The following is a 22406-nucleotide window of genomic DNA, read 5'->3' on the forward strand; positions in this document are numbered from 1 at the left end:
CAGCCTCACTGCCGGTACTTACGCCGCATCCTTCGGGCTGGATGCGTGGCCGGAGAACAAAATCGCCTTCGGCGCGATCTTTCCGAATGCACTGATCCAGGCATTGGCGGCCGTTCGTATCAACAGACTGCGCCTCGCCGAACGCAGGCTCCAATGGCAGAGGAGTCCGAGACCGGTTCCGATGATCATGTAAAGGAAAGCCTCGGCCGGCATCGCGAAACCGGCATCCTCGAGCCACAGGAAATAGGGCCAGGTGTGCAGCAGGTAGATGCTGAAACTGGCCGCGGCCACGCTGGCGAGACCGGCCGCGATGGGCCTGGGCAGCAGCGGCGTGGCGCCGGAGAGCAGCAGCAAGCAGGCCGGGGCCAGCAGGCCGGCTCGTATCCAGACGACCGGCGAGCCCGCGGTGCCCTCGAACAGCGGCAGCCCGATCAGAAGCAGCAGGACGATGCCAGCCATGATGGCTCTGCGGATTCCTGTATCGGCAAAGTAGATGCACCAGCCGAGCAAGGCGACATGAACGATCCGCGGTGTGAAGAAATAGCGCATCTCGCCGAAATCCAGGAATAGATCGACCGTCGGCCGCAATGCCACCGCCGCACCGAGTCCGATCAGGCCGCTGGCGAAGGGATTGGCGCGCACCGCGGCGCGCACGCGCGGGAAAGCGAAGAGAAGCGCCGTGAACACCAGGAACTGAGCATAGACCTCGACAAACCAGAAGGTCACAAGCGGCGTGCCAACTGTCGAATAGCCATCGAGGCCCAGATTGCCGACCAGAAGAAGATTTTGCCAGGCCAGCCCGCCGGCAAAGGCGCCGTATATCAGCAGCAGCGCATAGTAAAGCAGGATCGGCCGCAGGCATGCCCGCAGGGTGGCGAGGACATCGCCCCGCAACAGCCGCGCGCCCTGGTGCCGCGCCAGATTGTACCCCAGCAGCATCAGCAGTATCGCGGCGCCGCCGGCGATGTCCCAGCGCGTCGCGTGATGCAGAACGACGGCAAGAATGGCGATGGCGCGTAGAAAAAGGTCGCTATCGAGGCCGGTGAAGGCGCGCCGCTCCCAGCCGGGCGATCTGGCGGCCGCGAGGGCCGACAGCCGGTCGATCGAAAGCTGTTCCCAGTCCCGCGGCAGCGGATCGATCAGCGGCTTGAGGGCCAGGGTCATCTCTACATAGGAGAGGGAGTCGCCGCCGACCCGCGCGAAGCTGTCGCTGCCGCGCAGCGTGCGCGGCGCGAAAACGTCGGCGAAGGCCGACATCACCGCGCCGGCGTGGCCCGGAACAATCCGGGCGGCCGGCGCCGTCTCGGCGAAGAAGTCACGCAGGCGCGCATAGTCCGTCTTGCCATTGGCGCCGCGCGGCAGGTCGGGCAACTGGCGTACATCGATCAGTTTCGGCGGCAGGCCGGTCAGCCGGGCGACGGAAGTGCGCACGGGATCCAGTTGCGCGGCTGCGTCCAGGCCGACAAGAAGGCGGCGGTCGTCTCCGGTGACCGCTGCCGTCACGCCCCGCGCCATCAGGGCCAGCTCGACCGCATCGTGGCCGATTCGCAGGCCGGCGATCTTGGAGAAACGCTGGCGCCTGCCGACCAGACGGTAGAATCCGGCATCGTTGCGCTCGGCAAGATCGCCTGTCGCCAGGGCAGGGATATCGCGGCCGCGGGCGAGATCGGCGCGGTCATCGGCATAGCCCATCATCACATTCGGGCCGCGATAGATCAGCTCGCCGACACGGCCGGCACCTTCGATATGCCGACCGTCTTCGTCGCGCAGGGACAGTTCGCCGCCCGGAAGAGCGATGCCGATGCAATCCGGATGCAATGCCGCTGCATCCGGAGGCAGGTAGGCCATGCGTGCCGTGGCTTCGGTCTGACCGTACATGACGAAGAACCGCCCGCTCGCGCGCTTCATGTGCTGCGCATATCGAACCACCATGTCGGGCGAAAGACGGCCGCCGGCGACGGTCAGGAAACGCAGCCGCGGAAGCCGGAAAGTGCGAAAGTCGATCTGCTCCAGCAGTTCGAAACTATAAGGGACTCCGGAGAGATTGGTGCAGCCATGCCGCGCCAGCGCGTCGAGGAAGCCCGGATCGAGGATCGATCGATGGCCGAGATAGATTCCGGCCCCGGCGGCGAGATGCGCATGAAGAACGGAAAGGCCATAGGAATAGGATAGCGGCAAGACCAAGGCCGTGCAGTCGTCCGGCCCCAGACCCAGATAGCTGCCGATTGCCACGGCATTGCAGTCGATCCCGGATGCACCGAGGCGCACGAGCTTGGGTGAGCCGGTGCTGCCCGAGGTGGAGAGCAGCAGAGCGAGATCCGGATGAAAGGGAGCCGGATCGGGCGTTTCCGGTCGGCAATGCCAGCGGTCGCCATCGGCCGTGACGACAAGATCCGGGCGATAGAGATCGAGAAGGCGCCGCCGCGCCGCGTTGCCTTCCGCGCCGCAGGCGGGCGGCAGCGGCACGATCGGATGGCCGCCGGCCAGCGCCGCGAGATAGGTCGCGATACCGGCAACGTCCGGCGCCGCGTCCCAGAAGATCAGGCGGCGTGCCCCGCCCATTTCATGCCGGCGTGCCGCGATCAGCGCGGCAAGATCCGCATATGTGAGAATGCCGCCATCCGCGGCGATCAATGCCGGCCGCGTGCCGAACGCTCCTAGTCCATCGATGAAAGCGACGCTCATGCCTGCTCAGCCATAAGACGGCGCCCCTTGGGGCCGTCATTGACGATGTGGCTGGCGGGTGAACACCGTCGCGAAGACGACGGACAATCCGTTGGCTGCGGATACACATGACGCAGGGTCCGAGACTCGTCAAGCTGTGGATAACCAGCCTGGGGGACGGCGCTGAGGCGCGCGGATTTTTGCGCCTGAATGGGTGAATGCGACCGCCCGGAACTGCCGGCGGACGGCACCGACGATGTGTGAGCGCCCCCTATTTTCGCGCTTCCGCCATGTCGCCGCGCGAATTGACCCATGCGCGCTATGGTGTAGGATGCCGGCCATAACCTTTGTTAATCAAGTAATTGGGGTCAATAAATGAGCGATGCGAAGGGATTGATGGCGGGCGGCCTGATGAAAGGAAGGCGCGGCCTGGTGATGGGCGTTGCCAATGACCGCTCCATCGCCTGGGGGATTGCCAAGGCCGTCGCCGCGCAAGGTGGCGAACTCGCCTTCACCTATCAGGGCGAAGCGCTGGAGCGCCGGGTGAAGCCGCTCGCCACGTCGATCGGCGCCGACATTGTGGTGCCCTGCGATGTCACCGACGATGCCAGTATCGATGCCACCTTTGCCACGCTGAAACAGCGCTGGGGCAGCCTCGATTTCGTCGTCCATGCCATTGCCTTTTCCGACAAGGAAGAGCTGAAGGGCAAGTATGTTTCGACCACGCGCGGCAATTTCGCGCGCACGATGGACATTTCCTGTTTCAGCTTCACGGCGGTGGCCGACCGCGCCAAGGATCTGATGCCGAACGGCGGTTCGCTGGTGACGCTGACCTATCTCGGCGCCGAGCGCGTGATGCCGCATTACAATGTGATGGGCGTGGCGAAGGCCGCGCTGGAATGTTCGGTGCGCTATCTGGCGGCCGATCTCGGCGAACTGGGCATTCGCGTCAATGCGATCTCGGCCGGGCCGATCAAGACGCTGGCTGCTTCCGGCATCGGCGATTTCCGCCAGATCCTGCGCTGGAACGAACTCAACGCGCCGCTGGTCAGGAACGTCACCATCGAGGATGTCGGCGGCGCCGGGCTCTATTTCGTCTCGGACCTGTCGCGCGGTGTCACCGGCGAGCTGCATCATGTCGACAGCGGCTACAATGTCGTCGGCATGCTGCGCCCGGAATCGGCGGTCGACCTCACCGAGATGCTGCGCAATTTCTCGAAGACCGAATCCTGATCGATGTCGCACAACACCTTCGGGCATCTCTTCCGCTTTACCACCTGGGGTGAAAGTCATGGCCCGGCCTTGGGCTGCGTGGTCGACGGCGTGCCGCCGGGAATCGCGCTGGAGCCCTCGGAAATCCAGCATTGGCTGGACCGCAGGAAGCCCGGCCAGTCGCGCTTCGTGACGCAAAGGCGCGAGCCTGACGCGGTCGAGATTCTCTCCGGCCTGTTCGAGGGCAAGACCACCGGCACGCCCATCTCGCTGATGATCCGCAACGAGGATCAGCGCAGCAAGGATTACGGCAGGATCGCCGAGCAGTTCCGCCCCGGCCATGCCGACTATACCTATTGGGCGAAGTATCAGGGCATCCGCGACTATCGCGGCGGCGGCCGATCCTCGGCGCGCGAGACGGCGGCGCGGGTCGCTGCCGGCGCCGTGGCGCGCAAGGTGCTGGATCATGTCCTGCCGCGGCCGGTCGAAATCAAGGGCGCGCTGGTGCAGATCGGTCATCACAAGATCGACCGCAGGGCCTGGGACTGGGCGGAGGTCGAGAAGAACCCGTTCTGGTCGCCCGACGCCGCCACGGCAATGGTGTGGGAGGAATATCTGGACGGCGTGCGCAAATCCGGCTCGTCGGTCGGCGCAGTCGTCGAAGTGGTGGCGAAGAACGTGCCGGTGGGGCTGGGTGCGCCGCTTTATGGCAAGCTCGATGCGGATCTGGCCGGCGCGATGATGGGCATCAACGCCGTGAAGGGCGTCGAGATCGGCGCCGGCTTCGATTCCGCGAGCTTGAGCGGCGAGGAGAATGCCGACGAGATGCGCATGCAGGACGGCAAGGTCGCGTTCCTCTCCAACAAGGCCGGTGGCATACTGGGTGGCATTTCGACGGGCCAGGATGTGGTCGTGCGCTTTGCGGTGAAGCCCACCTCCTCCATCAACACGCCGAGGAAAGGCGTCACCACGCGCGGCGAGGATGTCGATGTCGTCACCACCGGCCGCCACGACCCTTGCGTCGGCATCCGCGCGGTTCCCGTGGGCGAGGCGATGATGGCCATCGTGCTGGCGGATCATCTGCTGCGCCATCGTGGCCAGATCGGGCTCTGACTTGGACGAATGAGGTTTGATACCTCAGTTTCCTTCATCTTCTGTTAGCTAATTATTCCTACCATGCTCGCCGATTGGGCGCAGTCTGGGGAAATCCCGCGCATGCAGCAGCAGATGCATTGGCAGGCAAAGAGCGGAATCGAATCGATTTCGCTGCAGGCGCTGGAACGCGCCTGGCACATGTGGACGTGCAAGGGCGGATTGCCGTCGCGCAGCCTGTTCGACCCGATGGATTTTCCCGATCTGCTGCCCTGGCTGATCCTGGGCGAGATCGCGGACGAGCCCAATGCCGCGCGGCCCTACGATATCCTGTTCCGCTATGTCGGCCGCGAACTGGCGCTCTATTTCAATGCGGCGAACCTCACGCGCATGCATCTTGGCGAATTGGGGGCGCCTTTTACCGAACGCTGGTTTGCCGTCTACGACGCGCCCATCCGATCGTCCGCCCCCTGCTATTTCAGCGGGGCACCTTTCGGCACGGGCTATGAATATGTGCCGCTCGAAATCCTGGCCTTGCCCTTTGCCAAGGTCGCGGCGCCCGAGATCGGCTTCGTGCTGACTGCCTTTGCGCGCATGGAGATCGCCTGAGCCTTGCTTCGCGCGCGGCTATTTGCGGGTAAAGACCGCGACCAGTTCGGCATGGGCGGACCAGAGGAACTGGTCGAGGAGTGTCAGCTCCTTGAACTCGAAGCCGGCATCGAGCAGCAGGCGTGCGTCGCGCGCGAAGCTTGCCGGATTGCAGGAGACGGCCACGACGCGCTTGACGATGCTCTTGGCCAGCATGCGCGTCTGCATCTCGGCGCCGGCACGCGGCGGGTCGAAGACCACGGCATCGAAAGGCTTGAGATCGCCCGGCGGCAGCGGCGATTGATCGAGATCGCGCGCCAGTCCCTCGACGCGGCCCGAGAGCTGGGCGCGGTTGACGGCGGCGATGAGGGCAGCGACCGCCGGCTTGGCGCTGTCGACGCTGAGGATTCGTGCCTTCCTTGCCATGGGAAAACTGAAGGTGCCGCAGCCACCGTAGAGATCGGCGATGCGTTTGGCCTTGCCGACGCCGGCAAGCACGGCGGCGACCAAGGCCGCCTCGCCCTCGACGCTCGGCTGCAGGAAGGCGCCGATGGGCAGGTCGACCGTGATATCTGCAAAGCGCATCTGTGGGACACGCGCCATGACGATCGGTTCCGGCTGCGCCTTGCCGTGCGCCCAGGAGACGCGCGCGAAATCGGCCTCGCGCGCCACGCTGATGAGCGACTGGCGGCGCGCCTCGGCCAGATTGTCGGCCGATTGCACCAGCACGTCGAGACCGGTCAGCGTCTCGGTCACCTGGATGTCGGCCTTCTGCTTGTTGTGAAGAGCCACGGCGGCAAGGCTGCGCAGATGCGGCAGGCTCGCGCGCAAAGCCGGCGTCAGCAGCAGGCAATCATCGAGCGGCACGATCTCGTGGCTCATGGCGGCGTGGAAGCCGAGGACGACCTGGTCCTTGTCCTTATGCGCCGCGAAGACGGCGCGGCGGCGGCCGCCCGGCGCGGTGCCGACGAAATGCGTTTCAGCCGGCAAGGCAAGGCCGCGCGTGGCAAGGGTCGCCGCGACCTGCGCCTTCTTCCAGGCGCCGTAATCAGCCAGCGCCATATGCTGCATGGCGCAGCCGCCGCATTGCGTGAAGACCGGGCATGGCGGCACGACGCGATTGGCGGCGGGTGCCAGCACATCGATCAACCGGCCGGTGAACGCATTGTTGCCCTTCACCTGCAGCCGCACGCGGACCCGGTCGCCGGGCAGCGTATAGGGCACGAAGACCTGCGCGCCTTCATAGCGGCCGATGCCGTCCCCCTGCGCGCCGAGGGAGTCGATCGCAAGATCGACGGTATCGGAGGTGCCGGATTGCAGCGGCTCAGTCATTGCCGTCTCCCTTGCGCGCCGCGATCAGGAATTCCTTGTTGCCTTCCGGCCCCAGGATCGGGCTTTCGACGATGCGCAGCACCTGCCAGCCCGGCCGGCCGGCGAACCAGGCCTCGATGCGGGCGCAGACCTCTTCGTGCAAGGCGGCATCGCGCACCACGCCGCCCTTGCCCACCCGGTCCGGGCCCACTTCGAATTGCGGCTTGATGAGCGCCACGCACCAGGCGTCCGGCTTGGTCAACGCCAGCGCCGCCGGCAGCACGGTTTCGAGGCCGATGAAGCTGGCGTCGCACACCACGATATCGAGCGGGTCGGAAATCTGCGCAGCCGTGAGATGGCGCGCATTGGTCTTTTCCAGCACCACGACGCGGCTGTCCTGGCGCAGTTTCCAGGCCAGCTGGCCGTGGCCGACATCGACGGCATAGACCTTGGCGGCGCCATGATGCAGCAGCACGTCGGTGAAGCCGCCGGTCGAGGCGCCGATATCGGCGGCGATCCGGCCCGCGACCGGAAGGCCGAAGGCCTCGATTCCCTTGGCAAGCTTGAGGCCGCCGCGGCTGACCCAGGGATGGTCCTGACCCTTCACATTGAGCGGCGCATCCAGCGGTAACTGATCGCCGGCCTTGGCGATGCGCTTTGTGTCGCTGTAGACGAGGCCGGCCAGGATCAATGCCTGCGCCTTGGCGCGGCTTTCCACCAGCCCCCGGTCCACGAGCAGCTTGTCGACGCGTTCCTTGGCCATGGGTTCAATCTAACACGAGGTGGCGGCGCGACAGATAGAGGAAGCGCAGCAGCAGCATGGTGCCAGATGCGGCAAGGCCGATGGCGAGCCCCCACCAGACGCCGGGCCCGCGCACATCGAGCAGATAGGCCAAGGTAATGCCGCCGCCGATGCCCAGCACCCAATAGCCGACGAAGGCGATCAGCATCGGCACCCTGGTGTCCTTGTAGCCGCGCAAGGCACCGAGCGCCGAGACCTGCAGCCCGTCAAAAAACTGGAAGATGGCGGCGATGGGAAAGAGCGTCATGGCGACGGAAAAGGCCGCGGCGTTGCCGGCATCGGCGAGATCCAGATAGAAGGCGCTGATCCAGACCGGCGCCAGCCACATGGTAAGCGCCCCGAACAGCATCCACAGCAAGGCGAGCGAGATGGCGACCAGGCCGGCCTGGCGCGCATCGGCGGGGCGCCCCGCGCCTAGGGCATATCCGACCCGCACCGTGCCGGCCTGGCCCATGGCATAGGGAATCATGAAGGTGACGCTGGTGACGTTGAGCACGATGTTGTGCGCCGCCAGCGGATCGGTGCCGAAGCCGGCCATCGCGGCGGTCGAGCCGAAGAACATGCCGGATTCGAAAAGATACGCGCCGGCGATGGGCGCACCCACCACCAGCATCTCCTTCAGCAGCTTGCCGTCGGCCTGGCCCAGATGCCGGAAGATCGGATAGGACGAGAAGGGCCGGAAGCGGTGCACATAAAGAGCGCCGAGGACGAACTGAATCCAGCAGATGATCGTGGTGGCAAGGCCGATCGCCGGCACGCCCATGCCGCCCCAGCCCAAGGCGCCGAACATCAGCAGGTAAAGAATAACGATGAAGATCGGCAGGATGATGAGGCCGATGATGGTGACGGCGACCGGCCGGCCCAGGATGGTGACGAAGTTCCGGAGCGTATGGAACCAGAGAAAGGCCGGCACGGAAGGAAGCGCCCACCAGAGCAATTGCTCGATGGCCGCAATGTCGAGGACGAAGTCTGGGTCGCGCGCCGCAACGATGCGCAGCACCGGACCGACACCCAGCATGAACAGCATGACCGGGATCGAGAGCATGGTGGCCAGCCGCAGGCCCTGGCGCAGGATGCGCAGCAGCTCGTCGGGCTTGTCCGCGCCATGCGCATGCGAACCCAGGGAAGCGACGGAATAGAGAGCGCCCATGGCGAGGATCTTGGGCACGAAGAGGATCTGGGCGCCGAAACCGCCGGCGGCAAAGGCCGCAGCACCTAGGCGCCCGGCCATCGTATATTCGGCAACACCCATGGCCATTTCAACCAACAGCGCAATGGCGATCGGCGCCGCCAAACCGATGGTAGCGAAAATGTCCTGGTGGAGGGGCAATCGGCTTTCCGCCGCGCCCTTCCGGGAGCCGGCGGAAAGGGGTGTCATCGCGCTATTCCTGTTCCGTCAGCTCTTCCGGTTGATGACGAAGTCCGTCATCCAGCGCAGGGGATCGGCCTTCCGGCCGAAACCGTCGAGATGGGCGTTGGCCTGGTCGCCCAGCAGCCGCGCCTGCTGGCGCGCGCGCTCCAGCCCCAGGATCGAGACGAAGGTGGCCTTGCCGGCGGCGGCATCCGCCCCGGTGGGCTTGCCCGTCTGGGCCGCGTCGCCTTCGGCATCCAGAAGGTCGTCCACGATCTGGAAGGCAAGGCCCAGATCGTGCGCGTAGCCGACGAGGGCGTGGCGCTGTTCCTTCGACGCATGGCCCAGGATGGCGCCGGCTTCGCAGGAGAAGGCGATGATGTCGCCGGTCTTCATGCGCTGCAGGCGCGTGATGGCGCCGATGTCGAGTTCCTGGTTCTCGGCCCAGAGGTCGATCATCTGCCCGCCGACCATGCCGTTCGCGCCGCCCGAAACGGCCAGCGCATGGCAAAGCTGGGCGCGCACGTCGCCGTCGGGATGCGTGTCGGGATGCGACAGCACTTCGAAGGCCATGGTGAGCAGGCCGTCGCCGGCCAGGATCGCCGTCGCCTCGTCGAACTGCTTGTGGCAGGTCGGCTTGCCGCGCCGCAGGTCGCTATTGTCCATGGCCGGCAGGTCGTCATGCACCAGGCTGTAGCAATGCAGCATCTCGATGGCGGCGGCGGCGCGCAGCGCATAGTCGAAATGGACGTCGAAGATCGCGGCGCTGTTCATCAGCAGATAGGGGCGGATGCGCTTGCCGCCCACCATGGTGGCATAGCGCATCGCCTCGATCACGCGCGCCTCGGCACCGTCGACCGGCTTGATGAGCTCGTTGAGCTTCCGGTTTACGGAAATGGCGGCGTCGTTCAGGGCAGTCTCGATGGACACGGTGACCTCAGGATGCATGATCTCGTTCTGTCTTTTCAGTCGATATCCGCGGGCATGGCCCGCGGCTTGCCATCGGCGCCAAGGACGATCTTCTCGACCTTGAGCTGCGCTTCCTTGAGCTTCATCTCGCAATGCTGCTTCAGCGCGGCACCCCGTTCATAGGCGCCGATCGCCTCGTCGAGCTTGTTGTCGCCCCGCTCCAGGCGCTTCACCAGTTCCTGGAGTTCGGCCAGCGCCTCCTCGAAGCTCATGCCGGCGATGGGCTCAAGCTTCGCGGTCTCGGATTTGTTCTCAGCCATATGGCGTTTCCCCGGTGCCTCGGTAAGAGATTCGTCATAGACCCCGTGCCATAAAGGCGCCGTGATCTGCTGCGCTTACCTTTATCAATCAAAATGGCGCCGACGCGGCCTCCTGTCGCAAGGCGGCCGCGCGAAGCGCCGATGGGGCGCATTCTACTGACGGGCTTCGCCCCCGACAATAGGCGGGAAACGTGATGTTTCAGATAGTTGGCAAAAGAGACCCGGCGAATCGCTACCCCAGACCTTGGTCGGATCGGGCCGCAGCAGCGTTGCAATTTATGGCTCGATCTTGCCAAATGGACTTAACAGGGATGCCAGAACAGTTTCGATGAGCAACAGGATCAATACCGACACAGCCGCCGCCATGCCGGGTCGCCCGAAACCCGCCGGATTGGTGCGCCGGGCCAGCCGCTATGTCCGCTATCGCCTGGTAACGCCAATGCTGCGCGCGCGGCACCCGGCCGAATATTCGGCGCGCTCGGTCCTGGTCGGCGTCGTCTGCGGCCTGATGCCGATCATCGGCCAGTCGACCGTGGTGCTGGCCATCTGGCTCATCGCTCGGCGCTTCAACTGGGGCTTCAACGTCGTCATTGCCGCACTCTGGACGTTCATCAGCAACCCGCTGACGACCGCGCCGATGTTCTACGGTTTCTATGTCACCGGCCAGGTGATGATGGGCAATTGGGACGATCTTTCCGGCTTCGACCGCTTCGTCAGTCTCTCGCGCGACCTGGTGAACGAGCAGCTTGGCCTCTGGGACCAGATCAAGATGATCTCGCGCCTCCTCTTCCTCGATTGGGCGGTCGCCATGTGGGTGGGCTTCATCCCCTGGGCGCTGCTATGTGGTTGGCTCGGCTACCGCTGGAGCCTCAAGGTCATCAACGCCTACCGCCACATGCGCGAAAAGCGCATGGAACGCCGCCGCAACCAGCTCGCCGCCGACGCCGCGAAGGCGTAAATCATTGCCACCTCACGCTCTTCCTTCTTATCCTGCCCCGCGAAGGCGGGGCATCCACGAGTTTGTGCGCCGGAAATGAAAGAAAGTCGTGGATGGCCCGCCTTCGCGGGCCATGACAATGAATTATTAAGTCACCGCAGCTTGCCCTGTCTCGCTCAGTTGGCGGCCCCGCCGAAATAATATGACGCTTCCGTCGCGCAAAAGGTCTCGTTTCGCTTTCCCTAAGCCCTTTGCAGCGCATAGACATGCGCGGTGGCCGATTCCGCCAATGCATTGAGATCGTAACCGCCTTCGAGGGTCGAGACGATGCGGCCCTGGCAAAGGCCGGCGGCCAGCGCCACCAGCTGGTCGGTGATCCAGGCGTAATCCTCGGTTTCAAACTCCAGGCTCGCCAGCGGGTCGGCGCGGTGCGCATCGAAGCCTGCGGAGACCATCAGCAATTGCGGGCGGAACTTCTCGATCGCCGGCAGGATGATCGTCTCGCAGGCATCGCGGAATTCCTCGGAACCGGCATAGGGCGGCAGCGGCGCGTTGACGATGTTGCCGACACCCTTTTCGTGCCTGGCGCCCGTGCCGGGATAAAGCGGCATCTGGTGGGTCGAGGCATAGAGCACGCGTGGATCGGCGGCGAAGATATGCTGCGTGCCGTTGCCGTGATGGACATCGAAATCGAAGATGGCGACGCGTTCCAGGCCATGGACGGTCAGCGCTTCTGCGGCTCCCACGGCGATATTGTTGAAGATGCAGAAACCCATCGCTAGGTCGCGCTCGGCATGGTGTCCGGGCGGGCGCACCGCGCAGAAGGCATTCTTCAGCTCGCCGCCGATGACGGCGCCGACGGCATCCGCGACGGCACCGGCCGCGCGCAAGGCCGCCTCGCCGGAGCCGGGCGACAGCACGGTATCGCCGTCGAGTTCGCCATAGCCGATATTGGGGATGGCGGCGAAGACTTCGTCGATATAGTGCGCGGTATGGACGCGGGCCAATTGATCGCGCGTCGCCTGGGGTGCTTCGCGCCGGTCGAGTGCCGCATAGATCGGGTCGTCGAGCAAACGCAGGATGGCGACAAGGCGCTGCACACGCTCCGGATGGCCATGGCCGGTGTCATGCTCGAGGCAGGCCGGATGCGTGTAGAGACCCGTCGTCATGGGTGGGTCGTCATGGCTTGGCGGAAAGGCGCTGCAGGCGATAGAGCGCGCTCGCGTCGGCCACCAGCAGCGAGCCGTCCTCGGCCGGCAGATAGAGGGCGAACAGCCGGCCCAGGCAGAAACCGGCGACACCGTCCTTGCCGTCCTTGGCGGCGGCATCGATCCTGTCGAAAAGAGCCCGCTCGTCGGCGTCGAGCGGCCGGGCGCGGGCCGTGCTGAGGGATTGCAGCGTGGGACCGGCACAGCCGGCACCGCTGAGTGTGGCGAGGCCGTGGCGGTCGAGCCGGACGATGCGGCCCCGCTGTGCCGCACCCTTGAGGGCCGGGTCCCGCGCCTCGATCAATTCAGCCAATTGCCACATGCCGTTGAGGAACGGCGCCGGATCGGGTGCCCGGCCCTGCGCGGGCGCCACGGAGCCAAGAACGCTGACGCGGTCCGTGTAGAGTTCGAGCAGGCAATCGAGCTGCGCACCGGTCATATCCGGCAAATCGTCATCGGCGCCGGGCAGGATGGCACAGGCGGCGGCGCGTTCATTCGCCCAGGCGCGCTGCTCGGCGCGCAAGGCTTCCGGATCGGCGGCTTGCGCCAGGGCCTCGGCATAGATGGCGGCCATGTCCGCATCGATCTTGGCGAGTATGGCGTCGGAACAGATTGCATGCTCGATCGGCGCGCTGGCCTTGGCGCAATCGAAGCTCGCCTGCACATCCTGCGCCGCGGCGGTTGCCGCGCTCAGGCCGAGGAAGCCGGCCGCGAGCATGGAACGGAACATCAAGGCGATCCTTTCTGCAATCCGGCCGCCAGCAGCAAGATCCAGCCCAGAATGAGCAGGCCGCCGCCGGTCGGCGTCAAGTAGACCAGCCAACCCGGTCCTGCCGCATCGGCGGCGCTGGCCCAGGCCAAGAGATAAAGGCTTCCCGAAAATAGCAAAGCCCCGACGAAAAAGGCGAGGCCGGAGATTGTGACAAGGCGCACAGCCTGTCGTCCCGCCAGCGCCGCGACCCCCAGCAGCGCCAAGGCGTGCCACAGCTGGTAGGAAGCGCCCGTCCTGACCCAGTCGACCGCCTGGGGTTCGAGGATTTGCGCAGCGCCATGAGCGGCCCAGGCGCCGAAAGCCACGGCGAGCGCCCCATGAAAGCCCGCCGCCGCCAGAAATCTGTTCATCGATCAGTCATCCCTTGTTGGGCCGAGGCGGGAACTATCGCATGACGCACGCAATATGGCATCATCCTGGCCGTGCGACCCATTGCCCTTCTGAAGAGTGATCATGCCATCATGAGCGAAGCCGAAATCCTCGTCGCCGAAGACGGCGCCATCCGCCGCCTGACCCTCAACCGCCCGCAGCGTCTCAATGCCTTGACGCGCAGCCTGCTTGGCGCGCTGTCGGACGCGCTGGCGGATATCGCCGCCGATCCGGAAGCGCGCGTGCTCATCGTCACCGGGGCGGGGCGCGGCTTTTGTGCCGGCCAGGACCTGACCGACAAGGGCGCCGTCGAGGACGGGCGCGCCTGCCGCGACACGGTCGAGCGCTATTACAATCCGGTCGTCCGCCAGATTCGCAGCCTGAATCTTCCCGTCATCGCCGCGGTCAACGGCATCGCCGCCGGCGCCGGCATGAGCCTGGCACTCGCCGCCGATATCACGCTTGCCACCGAGAGTGCCGCCTTCGACCTCGCCTTCGCGCGGATCGGCCTCATTCCCGATGCCGGCGGAACCTATCAGCTGCAGCGGCTGCTGGGGCCGGCGCGCGCCATGGGCCTTGCCATGCTGGGCGAGAAGCTCAGCGCCAGGGAAGCGGCCGACCTCGGCCTCATCTGGCGCAGCGTGCCCGATGCCGATTTCAACAAGGCGGTGGAGACGCTCTCGGCGCGCCTGGCCGCCGCTCCCACCAGGGCACTGGCTCTGATGAAGAAGGCATTCCATGCCGGCGGCCATCACAGCCTGGAACAGCAATTGGCCCTGGAAGCCGAATTGCAGGCGGAGGCGGCCGATACGGAGGATTTCCAGGAAGGACTTGCCGCCTTTCTCGGCAAGCGCGCGCCCGTCTTCAAGGGTCTCTGACGCATGATCCCCATCGCCGACCGCTGGTTCGAGATCCGCCGCATCGATGACGACATCACCCTGCTGTGGGAGCCGCATGTCATCCCGCTCATGCGCTGCAATATCTGGCATGTGCGGGGCACGACGCGCGACCTGATGGTCGATACCGGCATGGGCATCGCCAGCCTCACCGAAGCCGCCAAGCACCTCCTCACCAAACCGGTGACGGCGGTGGCGACGCATACCCATGCCGACCATATCGGCAGCCATTGCGAATTCGATCATTGCCTGGTGCACAAGGCGGAGGCTGCCAATCTGGCAACCCCCACCGAGCGCGGCACGCTGCTCTATTCCGATTTTACGCAGGAGGATGTGATCAAGATCCGCGTCGCCGGCTACGCAATCGACGGCGACCTCATCACCGCGCTACCGCATGCTGGCTATGACCTCCGCAGCTACAAGATCAACCCGGCGCGCGTCACCGAGATCGTCGAGGATGGCGACATGGTCGATATCGGCGGCCGCCGCTTCGAGGTGCTGCATCTGCCGGGCCATTCGCCGGGCTCGATGGGCCTCTGGGAAGCCGCGAGCGGCACGCTCTTTTCCGGCGACGCGCTCTATGACGGGCCGTTGCTCGACGAGCTCGACGATTCGGATATTCCCGCCTATGTGCGCACCATGAAGCGCCTGCGCGACCTGCCCGTGCGCGTCGTCCACGCCGGCCACGACCCAAGCTTCGGGCGGGAGCGGCTGGTGGAACTGTGCGATGCGTATCTCGCGAAGCGGGCTTAGAAGGGGTCAGCTTAAATTAGCCTCTCCTCTCGCGGGAGAGGCGGCGAGCGCAAGCGAGCGGTGAGGGGGGCGAGGAACGAGTCGGCTCCAACCACTCCCTCTCCCGCGAGGGAAGAGGGAGATGAGCTCATCGTGGCAAGCGCCAGTTTCTTTACGCCCTCACCTCTCACCCCTGCGCCGCGATCCAGGCGGCGATGCGCTCGTCGCACAGCACGATTTCGCGGCGGTCGGGGTTGAAGAAGGAATTGGGGCCGCCGCATTCGGTCACCAGCAGCAAGCGGCCATAAGGCAATGCCAGCTCGGCGTTGAGGCGCTCGGCCAGACTGTCATAGAGGCCGTTCCGGCGCAGCGCCTCGGCGATCGCTTCATTGGCCTCGTCGATCACCGGCGCGATCTCGACATAGAGCGGTCCCGCCCCCGCGGGCGGGGTGAGGCCGGGGCCGCGGCGATAGGGGGCGAAACGCTTGTTCCACTCGGCCGCCGATTTATGCGCTGCCTCGGTGCATCTGGCCGCCGCCGCGGCATCGATCTCCAGGATCGAGCCCAACGCGGCATGCGCCACCGGGTCGGCGCCGATCAGCTGACAGGCGAGCGCGCGCGCCAGCTTGGGCGCAAGCGGCGCCTTCTTGGCCTTGTCCAGGGTGGCCGCGAAAGCAAGGAAGGCATCCAGTGCCTTGCCGAGGTCGGTCTCGCCCGCATCGGCCGGCTGTTCGGCGATGCCGGTCAATTGAATAAGCTGGGCGGCACCGGCAATGGCGTCTTCCGACAGGGCCGCGTCGCTGACGGCGCTGGCATCGGGCAGGAGAGAGCCGGCGACGCCGATATGGAATTCCGCCACCAGGGCGCCCAGGATGACATCATCGTCGATCTCGGCGGCACCGGCCGGGACAGCCACTCCGCCGGCCGCAAGAACCAACCCTGCCATAATCCGCCATCGCCACGCCCGCATGAATCCGCCCGCAACGCCGTATCGTGAAAACCGCAACATGCCATGGATTGCCCCGGCTTTGTACCCACCCTGCCATATTCTCGCCACGCCCGGCCGGCATAAGGAGCCAGCACCATTGACAGCCGGAACTTCAGTTCGAGGGACAGATTGAGCGAAACCCTATCCACCGGGGATGTTTTGACGGGAAACAAGCGGCGGCGCGGGGCGTTCCTGCGCGGCCTGCATGCCGGGCTGGGGCTGGGCGGGATCATTCTGGTGATCGTGACCTTTCTGCCGCTGCTCCACCCCTATTGGCCGCTGGCCGGCTTGACCGAGCATTTCGCGCTGCAGGTGCTGATGGCGGCGACGGTCCTGAGTCTCCTCGCCCTGGCGCTGAAACGCTGGCGCTGGTTCGGCCTCCTCCTCGGCATCGCCTGTATCGAATTATGGACCATCCATCCCTACTGGCCGTCCTTCCTCACCGGTCCCAGATCGGCCCTGGCTGGAGAAGGTGCGCAGATGAAGATCGTCTCGCTCAATGTCTGGCACAAGGGCCAGTCATACGCCGCCGTGCGCGACTATCTGAGCCGCAGCGGCGCCGACATGATCGGCTTGGTCGAGGTGACGCCGCGCTGGAAGGCCGAACTGGCGCCCTTGCGCGCGCTCTATCCCTACAGCATCGACTGCCAGGACCGGAATCCACGCTGCGAGGAAATGCTGCTGTCCAAATACCCCTTCGTGAAGAGCTTCTCTGGCCATATCAATAAGACGCTGCCGGTGATCGCCTGGGGCCAGATCGCGGCACCTGGCAACGGGACGCCGCTCACCTTCGCCGTGACGCATCTCAGCTGGCCGGTGGTGCGGACCGATCTTGGCGACGGAGAGGAGACCGTCCAGGCTGAACAGGCCCGCAACCTCGCCCATGCCCTGCAGAAGCTGGGCCCCAATCTGGTCCTCATGGGCGATTTCAACGGTGCACCCTGGAGCCGCGTGCAACAGGATCTGCGGCAGGCGACCGGGCTCGACAATCAGGGTTTCCTCGCCCCCTCCTGGCCGGCCTGGGGACCGGCGCCCGTCCGCCTGCCCATCGACCACATCATGGCCCGCGGCCAGACCCGCCTCGCCACTCTGCATCCTGGCCCGGACGTGGGCTCCGACCATCTGCCGGTCGAAGCGATCATCGGCTTCGCGCAACCCTGATCCGCGGAAATCCGCCCGTTTCGCGCTTGCGGGAGGGCGGCTTAGTCCCTAGTCTCCGGCGGCTTTTGCCCTTTTTTCCCGAGAGACCTAGATGACCGACGACCGTACCTATGCCCCAGCCGCGCGCGCCTGGCCGTTCGAGGAAGCCAGGAAGCTGGTCGAACGCTACAAAGCGGCGGCGCCTAAAAAGGGCTATGTGCTGTTCGAGACCGGTTACGGCCCCTCCGGCCTGCCGCATATCGGCACCTTCGGCGAGGTCGTGCGGACCACGATGGTGCGCCAGGCGTTCCAGCGCCTGTCCGATATTCCCACCCGTCTCTTCGCCTTTTCCGACGATATGGACGGGTTGCGGAAAGTCCCCACCAACGTTCCCAACCAGGAGATGCTGGCCCAGCATCTGGGCAAGCGGCTGACGCTGGTGCCGGACCCTTTCGGGACCCATGAGAGTTTCGGCCATCACAACAATGCGATGCTGCGCGGCTTCCTCGACGGTTTCGGTTTCGAATACGAATTCCAATCCTCGACCGACTGGTACATGTCGGGCCGTTTTGACCAGGGCCTGCTCGATATCCTCAAGCATTACGAACAGGTGCAGGAGATCATGCTGCCGTCCTTGCGCGAGGAGCGCGCCGCCAGCTATTCGCCCTTCCTGCCCGTGTGCCAGAAGACCGGCCGCGTGCTGCAGGTGCCGGTGCTGGAGACCGATGCGGCGGCCGGCACCATCGTCTATCAGGACGAGGACGGATCGAAGGTCGAGACGCTCGTGACCGGCGGCCGCTGCAAGCTGCAATGGAAGCCCGATTGGGCGATGCGCTGGCACGTCATGAATGTCGATTACGAAATGTCGGGCAAGGACCTCATCCCGTCGGTGCAGCTGGCGGGCAAGATCTGCCGCGAATTGGGCTCACCACCGCCGGAAGGCTTCAATTACGAACTGTTCCTCGACGATAAGGGCCAGAAGATTTCAAAGTCGAAGGGCAATGGCCTTTCGGTCGAGGAATGGCTGGAATATGCCCCGCCGGAGAGTCTCGCCCTCTTCATGTACCAGAAGCCGCGCGCGGCCAAGCGCCTCTATTTCGACGTCATTCCGCGTGCCGTCGACGATTACCTGACCTTCGTCGAGAAGTTCGAAGGAGAAGCGCCGGCGCAGCGCCTGGAGAATCCGGCCTGGCACATCCATAACGGCAAGCCGCCGGCCGCCGGCAACGGTATTCCGCGCAACGCGCTCTCGTTCGGCATCCTCTTGAACCTCGCCTCGGTTGCCAATGCCGAGACCAAGGACACGCTGTGGGGTTTCGTCAGCCGCTATCTGCCGCAGGCCAATCCGGCGAGCGCGCCGTTTCTCGACAAGATGGTCGGCTACGCCATCAACTATTACCGCGACCATGTGAAGCCGCATAAGAAGTACCGCGCGCCCGATGAGATGGAGCGGACGGCGCTGACCGAATTGCTGGCGGCCCTTGAGGCAGCACCCGAAGGCGCCAGCGCCGAGGATCTGCAGAACATCGTCTTCGAGATCGGCAAGAGACATCCCTTCCCGGAACTCCGCGCCTGGTTCAAGGCGCTCTACGAAACGCTGCTGGGCCAGGAAACCGGCCCGCGCATGGGCTCGTTCTTCGCCCTCTACGGCCGCAAGGAATCCGCCGGCCTCATCAGGAAGGCGCTCGCTGGCAAGCTGGCGTAAACCGGATCCGGCACCCCCTCCCACCTTCAGGCGTGGCTATCGCATGTACCCAAGTTCGTCATGCCCGGGCTTGACCCGGGTATCAGGATTGACTGGGCTCTGTCCTTCAGTTGCAGGCAAATCCCCGGGTCAAGCCCGGGGATGACGACCAAAAAACGCCACATGCGATAGCCCTGCACCTTCAGGGGGTAGGCCCGTCGGCGAATGCCGACATGCGTCGGCGGGAGGGGGGCCGCGTTCACTCTCGTTCCTTGATGACGCTCAATCCTTCGTCATGCGCTGACTCGTCTTGTCGGGCTCCGCGCTGCCATACGCCTGCTGTTCGGCGCGGAAGGCGGCGATGAAGGCATCGACCCTGTCCGCGCCATGGCCAAGCCGGCGCGTGCCGCCAATGGCAGGCGGCACCAAACGCCGTTGCGGGAACGCCTATTCGCCGTTTGCCCCGATCACAAGGCAAAGACGCCAAGCGCCAGCAATCCACCACCCAGGAAAAGCAAAGAAGCGACCCAGATGCCGACCGTAGCAATATTGGTCATGGTATCTCCCTATCGCCCCTGACGGTTCGTCCCATACACGCATGCCGGGCCTTCCCGGTCGCGCCTACCCACTGCCTTCATGTCCCACCGTCTTTACGCCCTGTTGCCTCTTTTCTCGCCTCTCGTCCCATGGACGAATTTCGGAGGCGATCGGGTTCACGCCAATCAACAAGCGTGCCGGAGCGTTCTGGTTCCCGGCTATTTCTCCGATACCTCACAAACATCTCACTGCGCCAGTGAATTTCTTTCAGTCTTTACACATTCACATGCGTATGTGATGGCGCGGGAAAAGAGGTTACCGCAATGCGGCCCTTCTCTTACGATTGCATAACAAAATGCACAGCAACTCAGCGCCCAGCGCCGATGAATTAGGCAGCCGATGAATTGGGCAGTTGCCTCGGCCGGGACGCGGGGGCTTCCCTGCCGATGGGCGGGCAAGGCTCCGCCTCGCATCGCCCGTGTCGGTTTCGAGAAGTGTGTCGGTTTCAGGAAGTGAACTTGCCCCTGGCGTCGTAGGGATGCGCCTTGGCCCAATCGCGGATGGCGCGTTCCAGATCGGCATCGATCTGCTTTGGCAAGGTGACGACGAAGCGCACATACTGATCGCCGCGCTGTTTCGATTTGGGATTGAGGATGCCCTTGCCCTTCAAGCGCAATTGCGTGCCGGTATTGCTGCCGACCGGCACCTTGAGGGCGACGCGGCCGTCGACGGTCGGCACTTCGATCGTGCCGCCCAGCACCGCTTCCTGCAGGCTGATCGGGCATTCGAGAAGCACGTCGAACCCGTCGCGCTCGAAATAAGGATGCGCCCTGACGGCGATTTCGACGAAGGCATCGCCATTGGGGGCGCCACCCTGGCCGGGCATGCCCTGGCCTTTCAAGCGGAGTTGCGCCCCATCCTCGGTGCCGGCGGGCAGCGCCACGTCGAGCGTCTTGCCATCGGCCAGCCCCAAACGCTTCTTGCCGCCGAGAACCGCGTCCAGGAAGTCGACCTCCAGCCGGTAGGTGACGTCGGCGCCGCGCATCTTGAGCCCGGTGCGGCCGCGGCCGAACCCGAAGAAATCCTTGAAGATCTCGTCATTGTCTTCTTCGTCGAGGCCGAAATCCTTGGCCGAGCGCGCCCGCCCGCCATTGCCGCCGGCGCGGGCATTCCCCCAGGGCGCTCCGGCGGTGAAACCGCCGGCCGCGCGCGGATTGCCATTGTCGTCGATCTCGCCGCGATCGTATCTGCGCCGCTTCTCGGGGTCCGAGAGCATGTCGTAGGCGGCGGAAACTTCCTTGAACTGCGCCTCGATTTTCTTGTCGCCGGGATTGACATCGGGATGCAGCTTCTTGGCCAGCTTGCGATAGGCCTTCTTCAGCTCATCGGCCGTGGCAAGGCGGCCCACGCCCAACGTCTTATAGGGATCCGGCATGGAATTTTCCGCCGCGAGAAATCAGTGTCATGGCGGAAAAATAGGGGTTAGCGGATGATTTTCCAAGTGCCATCGGCTTGGCGGCAGGCCGTGCCGGTGCCGGTCGAGCTTTGCCCCTGCGCGGTGACGCCGGTCTGGAACTCGCGGCAGGTCTGGCCTTGCGCGTTCTTGCTGGTCTCGACCGGCTTGGTATAGCCGCTGGTCTGGTTCTCGGGGTTCGACCATTTGGCGGTCTGGCCGTCCGGTACGTTATTGAGGGCATAATTGGCGTTCTGGTAGGAACGCTGCTGGTCTCGGGCGTCGAGATAGGCGCCGACCTGGTTGCCGACGACACCGCCGGCCAAGGCGCCCAGGCCCGCCGCCCACCACCAATCGTCGTCGCCGCCGATGGCGGCACCGGCCGCGGCGCCGCCGATGGCGCCCAGCACCGTGCCGGTATTCTGCTTGGACCCGCCATAGGAATTGGCCGAGCAGGCCGCGAGCGGCAAGGTGAGGCCCGCCGCCATCAGAAGGGAGACGGCCTTGGCAATGTAGGGAGACATGTCGAGATGCGTCGTCATCTTAGAACCTGTGTCAAAAAGGCGCGCTGCCCGGCACCGGAAACCAAATGAAAATGGCGTCAACCGCTTCCGAATTCAATGCTATAGAAAGTCATCAAGGGAACGTGATGGATAACAGGATCATGCCAGAAACATCAATCGACACGGCAAGCGAAGGCGCATTGGATCCGAGCGCGCGCCATCCCTGGGGCGAGCCGTTCCATAAATTCGCCGCCTGGATGAAGGAAGCGGAACAGTCCGAGCCCAACGATCCCAACGGCATGGCGCTGGCGACCGTCGGCGAGGATGGCATGCCCTCCGTGCGCATGGTGCTGCTGAAGGATTTCGACGAACGGGGCTTCGTCTTCTACACCAATTTCGAAAGCAAGAAGGGCCGCCAGATTCTCGCCACCAGGAAGGCCGCCATCGTGCTGCACTGGAAAAGCCTGCGCCGCCAGATCCGCGTCGAGGGCGAGGTGGAGGTGGTGAGCGACGTGGAGGCCGACACCTATTATCATTCGCGCCCGCGCTCCAGCCAGCTCGGCGCCTGGGCCTCGATCCAGTCGCGCCCGATGCGGAACCGGTTCGACCTCGAAAAGCGCGTGGCGCTCTTCACCGCCAAACATCCCATCGGCACCATCCCGCGCCCGCCGCATTGGTCGGGCCTGCGCATCAAGCCGGTCTATATCGAGTTCTGGGAAGACCGCCCCTTCCGCCTCCACGACCGGCTGATCTACAGGCCGGCACCGGGCACGGCATGGGGTGCCGCGTGGGTGACGGAGAAGCTTTTCCCGTGATGGCGAAAGCGAGACCGAACGCGGCCCCCCTCCCAACCCTCCCCCCTGAAGGTGGGAGGGCTCTTCACCTCGCTCTCATCTCCTCCCACCGTCAGGGGGGAGGTCGGGAGGGGGGTGCGGGTG

The 22406-nt window shown here is 64.9% G+C and carries 22 protein-coding genes; 9 read left to right on the forward strand and 13 right to left on the reverse strand.

The features are described 5' to 3' along the window. Positions 1-18: 18 nt before the first annotated feature. Positions 19-2685, reverse strand: coding sequence for an AMP-binding protein (locus ACE3TY_RS14120; RefSeq protein WP_374654000.1), 2667 nt, complete (start codon positions 2683-2685; stop codon positions 19-21). 354 nt (positions 2686-3039) lie between these two features. On the opposite strand from ACE3TY_RS14120, the gene fabI reads away from it, so the two are divergent. From fabI to ACE3TY_RS14135, 3 genes are all read left to right on the forward strand, one after another. Next, the gene (gene fabI / locus ACE3TY_RS14125) at positions 3040-3897 is read left to right on the forward strand and encodes an enoyl-ACP reductase FabI (RefSeq protein ID WP_374654002.1); all 858 of its coding nucleotides are present in this window, start codon (positions 3040-3042) and stop codon (positions 3895-3897) included. A gap of 3 nt (positions 3898-3900) precedes the next feature. Continuing rightward, on the forward strand, positions 3901-4989 hold the full coding sequence (gene aroC / locus ACE3TY_RS14130) for a chorismate synthase (RefSeq protein ID WP_374654004.1): 1089 nt from the start codon (positions 3901-3903) through the stop codon (positions 4987-4989). Between the two features lie 102 nt (positions 4990-5091). After that, on the forward strand, positions 5092-5577 hold the full coding sequence (locus tag ACE3TY_RS14135; protein ID WP_374654006.1) for a hypothetical protein: 486 nt from the start codon (positions 5092-5094) through the stop codon (positions 5575-5577). A gap of 18 nt (positions 5578-5595) precedes the next feature. Here the strand turns inward: ACE3TY_RS14135 and ACE3TY_RS14140 are convergent, their stop codons facing one another. The 5 genes from ACE3TY_RS14140 to ACE3TY_RS14160 are packed head-to-tail and all read right to left on the reverse strand — an operon-like array spanning position 5596 to position 10249. Then, positions 5596-6888, reverse strand: coding sequence for a class I SAM-dependent RNA methyltransferase (locus tag ACE3TY_RS14140; RefSeq protein ID WP_374654008.1), 1293 nt, complete (start codon positions 6886-6888; stop codon positions 5596-5598). Further along, entirely contained in the window at positions 6881-7630 is a 750-nt protein-coding gene (locus ACE3TY_RS14145; protein WP_374654010.1) for a TlyA family RNA methyltransferase, read from the reverse strand. The genes ACE3TY_RS14140 and ACE3TY_RS14145 overlap by 8 nt, the downstream gene beginning before the upstream one ends. A gap of 4 nt (positions 7631-7634) precedes the next feature. Next, a complete protein-coding gene (locus ACE3TY_RS14150) occupies positions 7635-9047 on the reverse strand; it encodes an MATE family efflux transporter (RefSeq protein WP_374654012.1) in 1413 nt (470 codons plus the stop codon). A gap of 18 nt (positions 9048-9065) precedes the next feature. Continuing rightward, positions 9066-9968, reverse strand: coding sequence for a polyprenyl synthetase family protein (locus ACE3TY_RS14155; RefSeq protein WP_374654014.1), 903 nt, complete (start codon positions 9966-9968; stop codon positions 9066-9068). A 17-nt stretch (positions 9969-9985) separates the two neighbouring features. Further along, on the reverse strand, positions 9986-10249 hold the full coding sequence (locus ACE3TY_RS14160; RefSeq protein WP_374654016.1) for an exodeoxyribonuclease VII small subunit: 264 nt from the start codon (positions 10247-10249) through the stop codon (positions 9986-9988). Between the two features lie 328 nt (positions 10250-10577). Here ACE3TY_RS14160 and ACE3TY_RS14165 point away from each other — a divergent pair, with 328 nt between their 5' ends. Then, positions 10578-11207 (forward strand): DUF2062 domain-containing protein, encoded by a 630-nt coding sequence (locus ACE3TY_RS14165; protein WP_374654018.1) that lies wholly within the window; start codon positions 10578-10580, stop codon positions 11205-11207. Between the two features lie 221 nt (positions 11208-11428). On the opposite strand, the gene ACE3TY_RS14170 is transcribed toward ACE3TY_RS14165, so the two are convergent. Genes ACE3TY_RS14170 through ACE3TY_RS14180 form a run of 3 tightly spaced genes read right to left on the reverse strand, consistent with a single transcriptional unit; the run spans position 11429 to position 13516 of the window. Then, on the reverse strand, positions 11429-12355 hold the full coding sequence (locus ACE3TY_RS14170; protein ID WP_374654020.1) for a histone deacetylase family protein: 927 nt from the start codon (positions 12353-12355) through the stop codon (positions 11429-11431). A gap of 10 nt (positions 12356-12365) precedes the next feature. Beyond that, complete coding sequence (locus tag ACE3TY_RS14175) at positions 12366-13124, reverse strand: lysozyme inhibitor LprI family protein (protein WP_374654022.1); 759 nt, start codon at positions 13122-13124, stop codon at positions 12366-12368. After that, on the reverse strand, positions 13124-13516 hold the full coding sequence (locus ACE3TY_RS14180) for a DUF423 domain-containing protein (protein ID WP_374654024.1): 393 nt from the start codon (positions 13514-13516) through the stop codon (positions 13124-13126). The genes ACE3TY_RS14175 and ACE3TY_RS14180 overlap by 1 nt, the downstream gene beginning before the upstream one ends. A gap of 111 nt (positions 13517-13627) precedes the next feature. Between ACE3TY_RS14180 and ACE3TY_RS14185 the strand changes: the two genes are divergently transcribed. Together ACE3TY_RS14185 and ACE3TY_RS14190 are read left to right on the forward strand one after the other, a co-directional pair. Then, positions 13628-14413: an enoyl-CoA hydratase-related protein gene (locus ACE3TY_RS14185; protein WP_374654026.1), complete on the forward strand. Its 786-nt coding sequence runs from the start codon at positions 13628-13630 to the stop codon at positions 14411-14413. A gap of 3 nt (positions 14414-14416) precedes the next feature. Continuing rightward, on the forward strand, positions 14417-15184 hold the full coding sequence (locus ACE3TY_RS14190) for an MBL fold metallo-hydrolase (protein WP_374654028.1): 768 nt from the start codon (positions 14417-14419) through the stop codon (positions 15182-15184). A 166-nt stretch (positions 15185-15350) separates the two neighbouring features. On the opposite strand, the gene ACE3TY_RS14195 is transcribed toward ACE3TY_RS14190, so the two are convergent. Continuing rightward, positions 15351-16109, reverse strand: a complete 759-nt coding sequence (locus ACE3TY_RS14195) for a DUF4344 domain-containing metallopeptidase (protein ID WP_374654030.1) — start codon at positions 16107-16109, stop codon at positions 15351-15353. A gap of 201 nt (positions 16110-16310) precedes the next feature. Between ACE3TY_RS14195 and ACE3TY_RS14200 the strand changes: the two genes are divergently transcribed. Further along, a complete protein-coding gene (locus ACE3TY_RS14200; protein ID WP_374654032.1) occupies positions 16311-17312 on the forward strand; it encodes an endonuclease/exonuclease/phosphatase family protein in 1002 nt (333 codons plus the stop codon). 91 nt (positions 17313-17403) lie between these two features. Then, positions 17404-18996 carry a lysine--tRNA ligase gene (locus tag ACE3TY_RS14205; RefSeq protein ID WP_374654034.1) on the forward strand — a complete coding sequence of 531 codons (1593 nt, stop codon included), beginning with the start codon at positions 17404-17406 and terminating at the stop codon, positions 18994-18996. A 261-nt stretch (positions 18997-19257) separates the two neighbouring features. Here the strand turns inward: ACE3TY_RS14205 and ACE3TY_RS14210 are convergent, their stop codons facing one another. From ACE3TY_RS14210 to ACE3TY_RS14220, 3 genes are all read right to left on the reverse strand, one after another. Further along, a complete protein-coding gene (locus ACE3TY_RS14210; protein WP_374654036.1) occupies positions 19258-19401 on the reverse strand; it encodes a hypothetical protein in 144 nt (47 codons plus the stop codon). Between the two features lie 616 nt (positions 19402-20017). Further along, positions 20018-20947 carry a DnaJ C-terminal domain-containing protein gene (locus tag ACE3TY_RS14215; protein ID WP_374654038.1) on the reverse strand — a complete coding sequence of 310 codons (930 nt, stop codon included), beginning with the start codon at positions 20945-20947 and terminating at the stop codon, positions 20018-20020. Between the two features lie 47 nt (positions 20948-20994). Next, positions 20995-21507, reverse strand: coding sequence for an RT0821/Lpp0805 family surface protein (locus ACE3TY_RS14220; protein WP_374654040.1), 513 nt, complete (start codon positions 21505-21507; stop codon positions 20995-20997). Between the two features lie 122 nt (positions 21508-21629). On the opposite strand from ACE3TY_RS14220, the gene pdxH reads away from it, so the two are divergent. Then, complete coding sequence (gene pdxH, locus ACE3TY_RS14225; protein ID WP_374654042.1) at positions 21630-22283, forward strand: pyridoxamine 5'-phosphate oxidase; 654 nt, start codon at positions 21630-21632, stop codon at positions 22281-22283. The last annotated feature ends 123 nt before the right edge of the window (positions 22284-22406 follow it).

The organism is Dongia sp. (assembly GCF_041918875.1).
In the GTDB taxonomy this organism is placed as follows: Bacteria; Pseudomonadota; Alphaproteobacteria; order Dongiales; family Dongiaceae; genus Dongia.

What these genes read in the sequence shown, in the direction of transcription:
- ACE3TY_RS14150 (WP_374654012.1), bottom strand. Translation starts at nt 9,047, where the DNA reads ATGACACCCCTTTCCGCCGGCTCCCGGAAGGGCGCGGCGGAAAGCCGA.
- ACE3TY_RS14120 (WP_374654000.1), bottom strand. Translation starts at nt 2,685, where the DNA reads ATGAGCGTCGCTTTCATCGATGGACTAGGAGCGTTCGGCACGCGGCCG.
- ACE3TY_RS14220 (WP_374654040.1), bottom strand. Translation starts at nt 21,507, where the DNA reads ATGACGACGCATCTCGACATGTCTCCCTACATTGCCAAGGCCGTCTCC.
- ACE3TY_RS14155 (WP_374654014.1), bottom strand. Translation starts at nt 9,968, where the DNA reads ATGCATCCTGAGGTCACCGTGTCCATCGAGACTGCCCTGAACGACGCC.
- ACE3TY_RS14165 (WP_374654018.1), top strand. Translation starts at nt 10,578, where the DNA reads ATGAGCAACAGGATCAATACCGACACAGCCGCCGCCATGCCGGGTCGC.
- ACE3TY_RS14140 (WP_374654008.1), bottom strand. Translation starts at nt 6,888, where the DNA reads ATGACTGAGCCGCTGCAATCCGGCACCTCCGATACCGTCGATCTTGCG.
- fabI (WP_374654002.1), top strand. Translation starts at nt 3,040, where the DNA reads ATGAGCGATGCGAAGGGATTGATGGCGGGCGGCCTGATGAAAGGAAGG.
- ACE3TY_RS14185 (WP_374654026.1), top strand. Translation starts at nt 13,628, where the DNA reads ATGAGCGAAGCCGAAATCCTCGTCGCCGAAGACGGCGCCATCCGCCGC.
- ACE3TY_RS14145 (WP_374654010.1), bottom strand. Translation starts at nt 7,630, where the DNA reads ATGGCCAAGGAACGCGTCGACAAGCTGCTCGTGGACCGGGGGCTGGTG.
- aroC (WP_374654004.1), top strand. Translation starts at nt 3,901, where the DNA reads ATGTCGCACAACACCTTCGGGCATCTCTTCCGCTTTACCACCTGGGGT.
- ACE3TY_RS14180 (WP_374654024.1), bottom strand. Translation starts at nt 13,516, where the DNA reads ATGAACAGATTTCTGGCGGCGGCGGGCTTTCATGGGGCGCTCGCCGTG.
- ACE3TY_RS14215 (WP_374654038.1), bottom strand. Translation starts at nt 20,947, where the DNA reads ATGCCGGATCCCTATAAGACGTTGGGCGTGGGCCGCCTTGCCACGGCC.
- ACE3TY_RS14195 (WP_374654030.1), bottom strand. Translation starts at nt 16,109, where the DNA reads ATGGCAGGGTTGGTTCTTGCGGCCGGCGGAGTGGCTGTCCCGGCCGGT.
- ACE3TY_RS14160 (WP_374654016.1), bottom strand. Translation starts at nt 10,249, where the DNA reads ATGGCTGAGAACAAATCCGAGACCGCGAAGCTTGAGCCCATCGCCGGC.
- ACE3TY_RS14205 (WP_374654034.1), top strand. Translation starts at nt 17,404, where the DNA reads ATGACCGACGACCGTACCTATGCCCCAGCCGCGCGCGCCTGGCCGTTC.
- ACE3TY_RS14175 (WP_374654022.1), bottom strand. Translation starts at nt 13,124, where the DNA reads ATGTTCCGTTCCATGCTCGCGGCCGGCTTCCTCGGCCTGAGCGCGGCA.
- ACE3TY_RS14190 (WP_374654028.1), top strand. Translation starts at nt 14,417, where the DNA reads ATGATCCCCATCGCCGACCGCTGGTTCGAGATCCGCCGCATCGATGAC.
- ACE3TY_RS14135 (WP_374654006.1), top strand. Translation starts at nt 5,092, where the DNA reads ATGCAGCAGCAGATGCATTGGCAGGCAAAGAGCGGAATCGAATCGATT.
- ACE3TY_RS14170 (WP_374654020.1), bottom strand. Translation starts at nt 12,355, where the DNA reads ATGACGACGGGTCTCTACACGCATCCGGCCTGCCTCGAGCATGACACC.
- pdxH (WP_374654042.1), top strand. Translation starts at nt 21,630, where the DNA reads ATGCCAGAAACATCAATCGACACGGCAAGCGAAGGCGCATTGGATCCG.